The organism is Spiroplasma endosymbiont of Polydrusus pterygomalis (assembly GCF_964030635.1).
Lineage (GTDB): Bacteria > Bacillota_I > Bacilli_A > Mycoplasmatales > Mycoplasmataceae > Spiroplasma.
Map to the genome: position 1 here is coordinate 969,344 of NZ_OZ034909.1, position 12,929 is coordinate 982,272.

General features: G+C 24.6%; 17 protein-coding genes. 13 read left to right on the forward strand and 4 right to left on the reverse strand.

Annotated features, from left to right (window positions below):
* On the forward strand, positions 1 to 684 hold the full coding sequence (gene rpe, locus ACQH23_RS06290; RefSeq protein ID WP_425377664.1) for a ribulose-phosphate 3-epimerase: 684 nt from the start codon (positions 1 to 3) through the stop codon (positions 682 to 684).
* Positions 685 to 990: 306 nt separating this feature from the next.
* A complete protein-coding gene (locus ACQH23_RS06295) occupies positions 991 to 1,281 on the forward strand; it encodes a hypothetical protein (protein ID WP_425377665.1) in 291 nt (96 codons plus the stop codon).
* A gap of 662 nt (positions 1,282 to 1,943) precedes the next feature.
* On the opposite strand, the gene ACQH23_RS06300 is transcribed toward ACQH23_RS06295, so the two are convergent.
* Together ACQH23_RS06300 and ACQH23_RS06305 are read right to left on the reverse strand one after the other, a co-directional pair.
* Positions 1,944 to 2,504, reverse strand: a complete 561-nt coding sequence (locus ACQH23_RS06300) for a UPF0236 family transposase-like protein (RefSeq protein WP_425377666.1) — start codon at positions 2,502 to 2,504, stop codon at positions 1,944 to 1,946.
* 99 nt (positions 2,505 to 2,603) lie between these two features.
* Entirely contained in the window at positions 2,604 to 3,284 is a 681-nt protein-coding gene (locus tag ACQH23_RS06305) for a UPF0236 family transposase-like protein (RefSeq protein ID WP_425377667.1), read from the reverse strand.
* A gap of 375 nt (positions 3,285 to 3,659) precedes the next feature.
* Here ACQH23_RS06305 and ACQH23_RS06310 point away from each other — a divergent pair, with 375 nt between their 5' ends.
* The 11 genes from ACQH23_RS06310 (at position 3,660) to ACQH23_RS06360 (ending at position 11,820) form a co-directional block, all read left to right on the forward strand.
* Positions 3,660 to 6,137, forward strand: a complete 2,478-nt coding sequence (locus tag ACQH23_RS06310) for an ankyrin repeat domain-containing protein (protein ID WP_425377668.1) — start codon at positions 3,660 to 3,662, stop codon at positions 6,135 to 6,137.
* Between the two features lie 201 nt (positions 6,138 to 6,338).
* Complete coding sequence (locus ACQH23_RS06315; protein WP_425377669.1) at positions 6,339 to 7,577, forward strand: OTU domain-containing protein; 1,239 nt, start codon at positions 6,339 to 6,341, stop codon at positions 7,575 to 7,577.
* A gap of 262 nt (positions 7,578 to 7,839) precedes the next feature.
* The gene (locus tag ACQH23_RS06320; RefSeq protein WP_338955090.1) at positions 7,840 to 8,079 is read left to right on the forward strand and encodes a hypothetical protein; all 240 of its coding nucleotides are present in this window, start codon (positions 7,840 to 7,842) and stop codon (positions 8,077 to 8,079) included.
* Positions 8,080 to 8,595: 516 nt separating this feature from the next.
* A complete protein-coding gene (locus tag ACQH23_RS06325; RefSeq protein ID WP_425377632.1) occupies positions 8,596 to 8,913 on the forward strand; it encodes a hypothetical protein in 318 nt (105 codons plus the stop codon).
* A 9-nt stretch (positions 8,914 to 8,922) separates the two neighbouring features.
* Entirely contained in the window at positions 8,923 to 9,090 is a 168-nt protein-coding gene (locus ACQH23_RS06330) for a hypothetical protein (protein WP_425377670.1), read from the forward strand.
* A 13-nt stretch (positions 9,091 to 9,103) separates the two neighbouring features.
* The gene (locus tag ACQH23_RS06335) at positions 9,104 to 9,394 is read left to right on the forward strand and encodes a hypothetical protein (RefSeq protein WP_425377634.1); all 291 of its coding nucleotides are present in this window, start codon (positions 9,104 to 9,106) and stop codon (positions 9,392 to 9,394) included.
* Complete coding sequence (locus ACQH23_RS06340; protein WP_425377635.1) at positions 9,387 to 9,533, forward strand: hypothetical protein; 147 nt, start codon at positions 9,387 to 9,389, stop codon at positions 9,531 to 9,533. The genes ACQH23_RS06335 and ACQH23_RS06340 overlap by 8 nt, the downstream gene beginning before the upstream one ends.
* A gap of 2 nt (positions 9,534 to 9,535) precedes the next feature.
* A complete protein-coding gene (locus ACQH23_RS06345) occupies positions 9,536 to 10,312 on the forward strand; it encodes a hypothetical protein (protein ID WP_425377636.1) in 777 nt (258 codons plus the stop codon).
* 2 nt (positions 10,313 to 10,314) lie between these two features.
* Positions 10,315 to 11,181, forward strand: a complete 867-nt coding sequence (locus ACQH23_RS06350) for a recombinase RecT (protein ID WP_425377637.1) — start codon at positions 10,315 to 10,317, stop codon at positions 11,179 to 11,181.
* On the forward strand, positions 11,166 to 11,636 hold the full coding sequence (locus tag ACQH23_RS06355; RefSeq protein ID WP_425377671.1) for a hypothetical protein: 471 nt from the start codon (positions 11,166 to 11,168) through the stop codon (positions 11,634 to 11,636). Before ACQH23_RS06350 ends, ACQH23_RS06355 begins: the two co-directional genes overlap by 16 nt.
* A 4-nt stretch (positions 11,637 to 11,640) precedes the next feature.
* Entirely contained in the window at positions 11,641 to 11,820 is a 180-nt protein-coding gene (locus ACQH23_RS06360) for a hypothetical protein (protein ID WP_425377672.1), read from the forward strand.
* Between the two features lie 25 nt (positions 11,821 to 11,845).
* Here the strand turns inward: ACQH23_RS06360 and ACQH23_RS06365 are convergent, their stop codons facing one another.
* Together ACQH23_RS06365 and ACQH23_RS06370 are read right to left on the reverse strand one after the other, a co-directional pair.
* Complete coding sequence (locus ACQH23_RS06365) at positions 11,846 to 12,178, reverse strand: hypothetical protein (protein ID WP_425377673.1); 333 nt, start codon at positions 12,176 to 12,178, stop codon at positions 11,846 to 11,848.
* Between the two features lie 88 nt (positions 12,179 to 12,266).
* Positions 12,267 to 12,920, reverse strand: a complete 654-nt coding sequence (locus ACQH23_RS06370; RefSeq protein ID WP_425377674.1) for a hypothetical protein — start codon at positions 12,918 to 12,920, stop codon at positions 12,267 to 12,269.
* Positions 12,921 to 12,929: the final 9 nt, after the last annotated feature.

Below are 12,929 nucleotides of genomic sequence, written 5' to 3' on the forward strand. Positions count from 1 at the left end.
ATGAAAAAATATATTGTTGCACCGAGTGTTTTAAGTGCAAATTATTTAATATTAAAAGACGAATTAACGGCTATTAAAGCAGCCGGAGCACAATGAATTCACTTTGATGTAATGGATGGTGACTTTGTACCAAATTTAACTTTTGGTCCAAAAATTTTAGCTGATATTACTAGTTATAGTGATTTATTTCTTGATTGTCATTTAATGGTTAAAATTAAAAATAATAGTGTTGAAAATTATTTAATGCCATTTATTCAAGCGGGAGCTTCAGCCATAACGTTGCATTATGAAGCATTAACCCCATCGCAATTAACCCAATTTTTAACTTTACGCGCAAAATTAAAATTAAAAATTGGGTTAGCCGTTAAACCAGCGACCCCAATTGATGTACTTATTCCGCATTTAAATAGTCTTGATTTAGTATTAATAATGACTGTTGAACCTGGTTTTGGGGGGCAAGCTTTTATAGCGACCGCCGCCGCAAGCAAGATTAAAACATTACGAAATTATCTTGACCAAAATAAGATGCAAACTTTAATTGAAGTTGATGGTGGAATTAATGCTGAAACGACTAAGGTTTGTAAACAATATGGGGTTGATGTTTTAGTTGCCGGAAGTTATTTATTTGGCCACGCTGATTTAGCAACCCGTGTAAAGGAATTAATGACTGATGAAAGCAAATAAGGTGGTAATTGTTTGCTCTGAAACAAACCTCCATTTTACAGCCTTATCAAGATTATTATAAAATTGGGGTTGAACGGGGAGCGTTAGATTTAATTAAAACTTTTGATACTTTTGATTTTTTTGTTGTGATCAAGATAGTTTAACAGCATTGGAAGCAAAGTTAATTACTAGTAAGGCAAAAGAAGTTTTAGTAGTTCCGGAAATGAAAGATATTATCTTGATGGGGAATTAGCCCTTCAGGAGGTTCTTAAATTAGAACCACAAGAAATTGTTTTTATTGCACAAGGTGAACGGTTCGATATACAATTGAGTTGTTTTTACTTTATTTATCATTACAATATTATTTTTATCAATGATCATACTTATGCTTATTTATTAAAACCAGGGATGAATGAAGTATTTGCTAAACCGGCATATCGTTATTTTTCCTTATTTAGTTTGCAATCAGCAACTGTAACAATTACTAATTTAAAATATAATGTTAAGCAATTTCAGTTAGCAGAGTTATCCCCGAATGCTATTAGTAATGAATTTATTGGGTCAACGGGGAATATTGAATTTTTATCGGGACAGGTTGTAGCCATTTATAGTAAATAAATAATCGGTTAAACAACCGATTATTTATTTACTATAAATGGTACCCATGATCGGGTTTCGAACCGATACGAATTTATTCGGTATATTTTGAGTCTACTGCGTCTGCAATGCACAGTTTCAGATAACTGAGAATTTTAATTAAAAAATGCCACCACTTCAATATGAAATGAAAGCATTTTTTAATTAAAATTCTCAGTTATCTGAAACTGTGCACATAACCAATTAAGGTTATTTTTTATTTTTCTTTGTTGTGACTTATATAAAAATTAATAAGATATTCTATTCGTTGTGAATAAGTATCAAAATTTAATTTATTTCAAACTTTTTCTTCATTTTCATTTAAGTAAACATTAACATTTCGAATTTTGCAAGAATAATATTTTCCTGTTTTTTGATTATATTAATGTTTCATAATTAACCCTAATAATTAGCAATAATAATTGCATCTCGTAAATGATTACTTATTTTCTCATTACTATATTTTCGGTTGTATGTATTATTTAAGGGTTTTAATTAATACCTTAGAAATTGTGGAATTATACCACTTACTTATCTAGATTATATTACTTTTAATTTTATTGTCAATATATTTTTCTATTTTTTTAAATTTTTCCACTACAAAAATACATGTTTATTAAAGTTATTTAATTTATTAGATAAAATTAATAAAAATATAAGTTTGATTGTAAACTATTATTTACAAAATTATTAACTGAATAATTAATTCTATTTTCTTCTAATGGTTCATTAGTATTAAATAAATTAATTTTATTTTTAAAATTTATCATACTAGTATTTAATTTATTTTTAAGAGTTTTTTCATTATAAGTTGCTTTTTTAACCGAAACACCTTTACAGTAATGTGATATATCGCCCTCAATATGACAACCAATATTATTTCATAATGTTTGATTTCTGACACCTTCTTCATTATTTTTAATTAATCTAATTGTCTCTTTTAAGAATTTCATTTTTGATTCTTTTATAAAAGAAGCGCTGTTTTCTAAACATTCTAATAATTCTTCATATTTAGCATTAAAAAAATAATCAACTGCTTTATGATATGTTTCTTTATTTTTCTTGTTTTTACTTTGATAAGGATATAATTTTTTAAATCTACTTGCAAGATGAAATTTATCTATCGTGTAATGTACTTTATTTTTAGGGAAATATTCTTGAATAAATTTTGCAATATTTTTAATTCAAGGTGCACCATCACCCAATACCATAAATTCAATATTGTCATTAATATCATAATAACTTGTAATTAATGTAAGTAATTTACTAACAAAATTAGTTAATTTACTATTTTTTTTAATATATTATGGAATATTATCTAGTTCTATAACACCTAATTTATTTGCAATTACAGGTCTTTTTTTAGTTGATTTTGCTTTATCAAATCCAGTATGAACAGTTGAAAATATACTATGTTTTTTTATTTTTTCTTTTAATTTTTTCTTTTCATTTCACATTTTTAAATAAGTTCCATCAATTTGAATATATAAAGTATGAGGTACCTTTATTTTTTTATCAGTTTTATTAATATAATATTCTTTATCAGTTTTTGCATTTTTCATAATATTTGAAATTGTTTTTATACAAATTTTTACATGTTCCATAGTATCTAAAATATATTGATATGTTTTTTTATTGCCAATAAATGATAATATTTTTTCTTTAACAGTATTATCTATTCTTTGTCATTTTTCAATTCCTAAAAGCTTATCCAAAGGAAAAATATATTCTTCTTTGCCTGTTTCTGGATTAATTTTATAATATTTTCTTCTTTTAAAAGTTATTTTCCCATTTAAAATAGTTAATGTTCTTGGTTTTATTTCTTTTACTTTATAATCTTTAAATTCTTTTAAAGTTTCATCATTTTTATAATTTTTAAAAATTCATTCATCACAATCTTCTAAATTTTGTTGAATAATTTCAATACTTTGTTTATCAAAAAAATTAATAGAATTGTTAAAAAAATTATCATCAATATTTATCATTTATTTTGCCCTCTTTTCTTTTATAAAGTTAATATTGTTCACACACTAACTCTATTTTAAATATTTGTCAAATTTATTTTTAATAAAAAAAACAAGATTAATAATAATCTTGTAAAGGGGGTGGGTAATTAATATTATTAACTATCTTAATTTTTATTAAAACAAACAGCTATGGTTATCTCCCTATGCATGAGAAATAAAATAAATAGAAGTTAAAAAATAAATAATATTAATTATTTTAATAAGTAATGCAAAAAATATAATAATTACTCCAATTTTCCTACATTTCTAAAATAGTTCTAAAAGTGCTTGTATATATATAATGTCAATAGATCTTTAAAAATTTTTAAGATTGTAGATTGGAAATACACACATATGAAAAAACTTTTAGGATTATTAGGAACAATTATGATAACTGGAAATGCAATACCATCAGTTATTGCAACAGCACCTAACCGAAAACATAATATTAAAAAAAGACAAAATAACGAAAATACCCCAACTACTCCAAAAACGCAAGATGAGCAACAATCTCAATTTTCAATAACTTCAGATAGTAAAGTTGACATTATTGAAAAAGAAATTACTTTAAATGAAAATTATTCTCATAATATTCAAAAAATATTACAAGAACTTATTAAAAATAATCAACTTGATCCGTTAAGAATGATAAATAATGAAGGAATTGTTAGAACAGATTATTTTGAAACACAAGATAAAAGAAATGAACGAGAAAACAATATTAAAATTATTGAAAAATTAGATGAAATTTTAGAATTAAAAAAATTTGATGCAAATAAAATAAGAATTTTAGTTTTAACTTTAAAAAATAAAGAAAATAATAAAATAAAATTAATAATTAATTTAGATAATTTATATTTACAAGGATTTATTAATGAAAATAATGAATATTTTTATTTTGATGATGAACTTTTAGAAAAAATAAAACAAAATAATAAAGAAGAAATCATAAAACTTAATGATTTAAGAGATAAATTAAATAATTTAAAAGATAATAAACTTTTATTTAATGAAGAAAAAGTAAAAGAATATTTGCAGAAAAAAAATAAAATTATTCCACTTAAAGAAAAAGAAAAAAATAATAAAAAATTAAATTATAATAACGAACTAAATTATTTAAATAAAAAAATTATTATTTTATGTGGTGAAAGTTTAAAAACCGAGGAAATAAAAACTAAAACGTTAAATACAAAAGTAACGGAAAAATATAATTGTCAAAAAATTAATTTAAATTATACAGGAGCATATTCAGAAAATGGATTAGATGTTGTAATAAAAGAAAAAGGCAAACCAAATAGGGCAAAAGATATTATTATTTCAAGAGATACTTTAAATAATGCAATTGCAAATTTAGCAAAATTTAATAATGATAAAAATCAAAATCAAACAACAAAAGATGATTTAGTAAGAATGATTTTTATTACAAGTGAAGCAATGAGATTTGGTTCTTATCTTAAATACTTTAATTATGAAAAAGATAGTAAACAAGTTGAATTTAAAAATATTCAAGAAAATATTCAAAATATTATTAATTCTAAAAATGATGATAAAATTCAATGAAAAGACTATTCTGAACAATTAATAGGCGGGTGAATAACGTCAAGTAAATATTTAGAAGAAAAACGAAAAAAAATTTTTGAACAATTAAATAACCATATTATTGTTTTATTTTTTATAAGTGAAAATAATAAAGATTTAAACGAAATATTTAAAAAATCATCAATACAAAGTCAAAATTGAGAAAATGTTAAACCTAAAATTGAGACTATAATTAAAAATTCTAAAAATGAAGAATACATAAAATTATCAGATGTAATTTTAAAATATATTGAAAATTTATTTTTACAAAATGAAAACGAAATTAAATTTTTAAAAACATGAGATAAAAAAATTATTCCTAGTGTAATAAATTTTATAAATACAAATAATAATTATAATTTAATAAGATCAGTAATTGTAGAGGGCAATTTAGATTTGCTTAAATTAATAATTACAAAAAAACCAGAACTTATTAATATAAATAATAATGAATTAACATTTTTGCAAGTTTCAATATCCAACAATAAAATTGACATAATAAAATTATTACTAGCCAATGGTATTAATGTTAATGAAAAAGGTAAATATAATTCATCAGCTTTATACACTGCAACATTTTATGGTGATATTGATATAGTAAAATTATTACTTTCTCATGGTGCTGATGTCAATGCAAGAAATAACAATGGTTTAACTCTTTTACATGTTGCAATAGATAGAGAATATTTAATCATTGTTAAATTATCGCTTGATCATGGCGCCGATGTTAATGCAAAAAATTATAATTTTGATTTAACACCATTAATTAGTGCATTAAGTAGTAATAATGTAGATATTTTTAATGAATTAGTTACAAATCAAAATAGTAAAGATAAAATTAATATTAATGAATCAAATAAAAAGATGAGTAATTTTACACCGTTACATTTTGCAGTACAAAAAAATCAAATTAATTTTATTAAATTATTACTTTCTTATGGCGCTAATGTCAAAGCAACAGATAAAGATGGTAATATACCTTTACATATTGCAGCACAAAATGGTAATCTTGATGCTGTAAAATTATTACTAGATAACGGTGCTAATCCAAATTATCAAAATAATAATGGAGATGACCCTTTAGATTTTGCAAAAAAAATGAAAAAAACAGAAATAATAAATCTTTTAAAAAACTTTAATGAATTAAATAAAAAAATAAGTATTTGTAAAAATATGCTATTAAAAGATAAAAAACAAGAAAAATTAAATAAAGATTTAATAGATTTTCAAAATCAACTGCAAAAACTTTTATAATTAAAAACAAATGACAAAGAAAAAGTTACAATCAATGTACAAAATAAAAAAAATGAATTAGGTTTTGGTGGGTTTAAAAGTGGCTTTTTAAATCAATCTCCTAAATTTGGCAATAATAGTAATTCAAATGTTTCTTTTGGCGATCGCCAATGACCTAGTGTCGCACTAGGTCAAAATCCTAATCAAAGACAACAAAATGCTATGTATGATGTTCCGGCGGATGGTAGTTGTTTATTTTGATCAGTAGCAACCGATTATTTATTACCAGTTATAGATAATGATGAAGAATTTAGAGCAAGATTTATTCAATTATTTAATGAATCATGATTAGATAAGCTGCCACATATTCAAAAATTATTACAAAATTATAATTTAGAAAATAATTATAATAATCAATCATGATATCAAGATGAAACTGCCCAAAGATTAGTACAAACTTTATTTCGTAATCGCGTTGTTGATTATATGAGATCGCGTTTAGATACATTTACAACTCGTGATAGTGAATTAACATTTAGAGATCTTATTAGAATCGAAAGAAATGATGCTAATATTGATAATTATTTACAAGGAATGAGAGAGTTGTCAACATGGGGTGGCACACCAGAAATAGCAGCAATAAGTAATTTTTTAAATTCTAATATTATTGTAAACAACGGTGGTTCTTATCGGCCGGTTAATCAAAACGCAAGTAATAACATACAGATATTTCATGTTGACGGAAACCATTATAATTTTGCTTTGCCAAAAAACCCAAGTCAATCTACTACTGATACCAGTACATCTGTAAATAAAACAATAAATACAAATATTGAAAATTTACAAACAACAACTAAAAAAGCAATAAATAAATATAACGCTCTTTCAAAAGAAGAAAAACAGCAAAAATTAAACGAAATAAATAATCATTTTCAATCATTATCTGAAAATGACAAAAAGATTTTTAAAGATAAACTGAAAACAATTGGAACATCAGCTATTGGTGCTGCAATAATTCCAGCAGGGGCAAAAATAACTGTTAGTGGTTCAGTGAGTGGCGGCGCTATTGGGTCAACGGGCGAATCTATTGAAATGACACCTCTTTTATCAGAAGGTTTAACGGCGGCCGAAACTATATCAGCGGCAGAAGGAACTGCAGTTATAGCGACCGAAGGAGCGGTTATTGGAGCAGAAGCTAGTGCTGCCACAGCTTTATCTCTCGAAACTTTAGGTTTATCATTGGTGATTGCGGGCTTAGCAATTGCTATAACAGGGATACTTTGATGAATTAATTCTGATCATACAACAGTTAAACATGAATCGCACAATCAATATAATGAAATTGAAAAATACTATAAATTTTTAGCTCGTGATCAATTAAAATTAGACATTAATATTAATGAATGAAATAAAATGGCATCGTGTACGATGAACCTCCAAAAAACAACTCTTGTTAAATAAAAAGGGTTGTTTTTTTATTTGTAAACCCATAATTATTAATTAATTCAGAGAAAGGGCAGCATCTTAAATTCTTAAAATAGAAACTTTTTATCGCAACTTTTTCGTTAACTTAAAGTTGTTTACACATTTATTAAATATCTTATAAATCATTACAAAGTGTACCTTTTTTTTCTCCTAATTTAAGGTGTTGTCCTTTCTCTGTTTTAGTTAATTAATTTGGCTAATAAATAAAAAAACTTAATATCAAAGAAAGGAGTAAGTAATGGAAATTAATACGCAACAAACAATCTGTGATGTTGATAATTGCTATAAATCAATATCATTCATTACCGAAGAATTTTTATCAAATAAAGTTTTATGAACTTGTGATAAACACAAAGATTTATTAAATCGTACAAAAGATAAGAAACAAAAGCGATTTTATCAAAAAATAGAAAATTCAAAAATTATCTTTGATTGAGAAACTGGTTATTTTAAACTTTGATTTTATAAAACAACTTAATGCAGTGTGGGACGGTTATTTTAAATAACTAAGTGCTTCCATAAGAACATGAGTTTAAGCTCATTTCCACAGCCAGCCGAGGCAAGTACTGAAATAGTGTATGAGGAAATATGTAAATCGGCGCTGGTTATATTTAAACTAAGCGATAGTCGTGATAAGTGCAAGGTCAACATCGAACGACAATAAAAATAGAGATGGCCACTTTATAAATAAATTTGCGATATATATTGTCCCATCGAGGATGGCAGCGGTTCTACAAACCACAACGCCAGCACCAGGCTCTTCAAGGTGCAAGTGAATTTATTTTAAAAACTGAACGTTTTGACCTGAAATGGTGCGGATGAAGAGAGAGAATTCTCTGGCTTTACCTCATAAAAACAACTGTCTATTATCTAATAATAAACAAATATTAAATATATTATCGCCACCGCTCACCCCTAGTGAAGCGGATGGCGTAGTAAATAAATAGATAAATACTTATATAACTAATTCTCGCTTTGGAACTTTCACTTGGGAGTGAGTGCCAGCAAATTAAAAATAGGAGGAAATATAATGGAATATAAAAGTTTGTATATTAATAAAACTTGAAATGAAATAACAACATTATTTGATTGAGTGAATTGTCAACCTGTTAATTGTCGTATTTCTCATCATAAAAATCATTATGATTTACAGTGTTTAGAATGAGCAAAAATGTACTTAAATTTATTTGAAGATAAATGAGATGTTATTGCTTCTTATATGCAACATTACAAAATTAACGATATTTTAGATTTAGCATCAGATGGTTGAAAAATATTACAAATTGAGAAAAAAATCAATCAAATAATTTAGGATTTTTATATGAAAAAGTTAAATAAAATTTGTCTTAAAAAAAGATATTGAGGTTATTGTTTTCATAAAGAATGCAATAAAGAAAATAAATTGAATGAATTAATGCTTAAAAGTTATTCAGTATCGCAAGAAGATATTACGGATGAACATTTAGCATTAAACAATAAAAATAATTAGGAGGAATAAGAAAATGTCATATTGTATTAGTGATTACTTAAATGAAAAATGAATTAATAATAACGCATTAAAAATTAGTAATAAAGATATTATTTATGCACAAATTGATAGTGACTATGATATGAGTTGAGAATTAAATTTATATCTTAAATTTGGTAATGAAGAGCGACATGTAGGTAATATTTCATTGCCAAAAGATTTTGATTTAAATTTAAAATGATATGAAATTGATGAGGTTAAAGGTTTAATAGATGATTATTTAGAAGATGAAGAAGCAGACTACGAAGTGATAAATTATGAATAATATGTGAAAAGATGAAAGTGGTTATGTTTATAGCGAAGAAGATTTATTTAATATCGCATTAGAAGAATGTTGTTCAGAAGAGACTGCTTACGAATATATTGATAATTTAATTATGGATATGAATTTGGAGGAAATTTAATTATGGCAGATTTAAAGTTAAATAATCAAATTAAAAATATTACCTATCCATTTTATTTAAAAGGTAATGATTTTAAAGAATTAAGTTTAAAAGCATTACCGATTAAAAATTGAATTGATAATCACGGTAAAGAATTAGCAGAGTTTATCTATCGTCATCTTAATCATTATGCATTAAATGGTTATCAAGATATACATTTAAAAGATATACCCAGTGCTATTAGTAAAATTGATTTTGTTTTTAGAGAACCATTAGAATTAATAAAAGATTTTAAAGATGAATTAAATCGAATTAGAGTTAATATTATTAATTTAGAAAAAGTACTTCAAAATAATAAAATTGAAATTAAAAATAGCCTAATACAAGTTCAATACTTAAAACAACAACAGTTTATTCAAACTAAAAAACAAGAACAAGAAAATAGGGTTGAATATGCTAATAACTTAACGCCTGATATGGGGTTAGACATGGACCAAATTGAAGATGAACAAGTTCGTGTTATGGAAGATGTAGCAAAAATAGAACAAGATTTAGAAAAAACTACTAGTAAATTTCGGAAAGAAAAAATATTAATTAAAGATATTGATATTTTGGGTGTTAATGATGATTTTTTACAAAATGCTGATAAATTAGAACTTATTAATTTAATTAAAAATTATTTAATTGTTGATGAACAAATTGTTAAAAACGAAATTAAAAAACAATGAGATAGTAATAAAAACATTAATACTATTGGTGTTAATGGAATTAAATTCAAAATAAATAAAGGAGAGAAATAATTATGAATAATCAAATGGGAATAAAAGAATTAGTAGCAACAGCAGTTAAAGCATATGAATTAAATGTTAATGCTAAATATTTACAAGAAAATTTAATTTCTTTACAAGAACTAAAATTAAAAAATAATCAAAGTTATATGAATTTAGTGGGTAATGCTGATAATGGAAAAATTACAGCCTTAGGAATTATTAATTTAAGTAATAAAGGTTTAATATTCGGAAAAGATTTTAATATTATTCCATTTAAAAATAAATTAACAACTATTATTGATAGTAGTGTGTTTCAAAAAAGAATGGAACAAGAAAATTGAATGTTAAAACGAGGAATTATTTATAAAAGTGAAAAATTTGTATGAGATACCGATTTACAAAAACCAAAATTACATGAAATAGATTTTATGACAAATACCAGTCAATATGAAAATATTATTGGTGCTTATGCTTTTGGAATTAATCGTTTAACTGGTGAAACAAAAGGAATTTTATTAAGAAAAGCCGATATTGACCGTTTAAAAAATAGTAGTCCAAGTGGAAATAGTGAATATTCGCCTTGAAATAAATGACCAAAAGAAATGGTTGAAGCAAAATTATATCGTAAATTAGCCCAAGAATTAGGTGTAGATATTACTGACATTGATTTAGATGAAAAAGAAATTAAAGAAGATGGTAATTTTGATTATATACCTTTTAATGATATTACTGTCGCCAAAAATAAGGGGCATATGAGCGATGAACCCTTATCAAACAATATAAATACCTCATCTTATATAGAAATAGCGGATACAAACAATAATGTAGTTAAAGAAGAAGATATCTCTAATGTAGTACCAACAGTTAATAATAATGATGAAGAATGAGCAACTTGATAAAAATAGGTATTGACCCATCAGGGACTGGTACTACTGCTATCGTTACTTTTAAAGATAATAAATTAATTGATAAATCCGAATATACACATTATGATTGAATTACACAACCCGATATTATTTTAGATGTATTAAGACCAGATGCAATTATTAATATTGAAGATTGTTTATATACATCTGCTAATGCAAGTAAAGATAGGGATGATTTATTAAAAGTAATTGGAACAGTTAAATACAATACAAAAAAAGTACACAATATTAATTGAGTATCACCAAAACACACTAAATCAATTGTTAAAAATATGGAAAATTTAAGTAAATATAATGACAGTTGTATATGAAAATTTGATAAAGATAGTAATTTAATTTATCAATATGGTAAAGGTTGAAAATATAATAATGAGAAAATAAGTAATCATTTACGAGATGCAATTATTATTGCTAATTATGAGGTTTAATATTATGAAAAAATCATATAATCAAAAAACAGGAAAATATTATTCTTGTAAAATTCGAAATGTTAATATTTACTTAAATGAAAATGAAGAAAAAGTTTGAAATAAATTATCTAACTTTGATACTTATTCACAACGAATAGAATATCTTATTAATTTTTATATAAGTCACAACAAAGAAAAATAAAAAATAACCTTAATTGGTTATTTTTTTAAATACTATTTGTTAGTTGTCTAATAGCATCTTTTTGTGCTTGTTTTTTGTCGTTTACTTTAACTTGTTTTTTAACATTTTTAATTTGACCTGTTTTAAGGGCTAATTCTGTTGCATAATCAGGTCCTCGTAAATGTTTTTCGTGGGCAATAACAGCAGTTCTTAATTCTCTAAGTTCTGCTTTATATTTTTTAATTTTTTTAGCAGATAATCCAAGAATGCCAATACTACCCATTCCACCAGCGCCAGCTAACACAAGTAAAGCAATCATTAATGTTTCATTCATTTTTTTGCTTCCTTTCTTATCCTTACTTAAACAGTGGCCATCCATTCTTTCAGAACAAAATAATTTATAAATTAAGCTATATAACCACCCAAAAATATCTACCACCCCTATATATAGTCTATTTTAATAAAATTTAATTATTAGTTTCATAATTATTATTTATATTTAATTTTTTGTTATTTTCTTCTTGTTTTTGTTTTTTAATATTTTCGTTTTGTATATTTTTAAATATTTCTTCTGTTATACCATCTAAATTATTTCATTGTTTTGCTATTCTTGGTTGAATAACGCGCGGATTAATCCGACAATCTAAACAATGTCTTAAATGGTCTTTTTTTCATTTTGATTTATCAATTCCAATAATAATTAAAGAAATAATTAAAGTAATCAAAGGTAAAGTTGTAAATAATAATCCCATTTTAGAAACTTTTAATCGTGGAATATCAATTTTCATATCTACTTTGGGTTTACTACTAGCAACAAATATACCTTGAATTCCATGGGTAAATAAAGGTGTTAATAAAATGGCAATCCCATTGCCTCAATATTGACCATAATTATATCAATCAATTTTTCCTTTAATTGCATCAATCATTCCATATTCCAATCAACAATTTAATGCTAAAAATATTAAAGTATAAAAACTAACTACTCAACTCCTAATTTTATATTTTCTTTCTCATTCTCTAATATCTTTATGGGTTCAATTATAAGTTGGAATAGGGTCTTTTTTAAATCAATTTCAAGGTAATGCACCCTTTAATCAAGTTGTTTTATCTTGCTTCATTAATTAAAC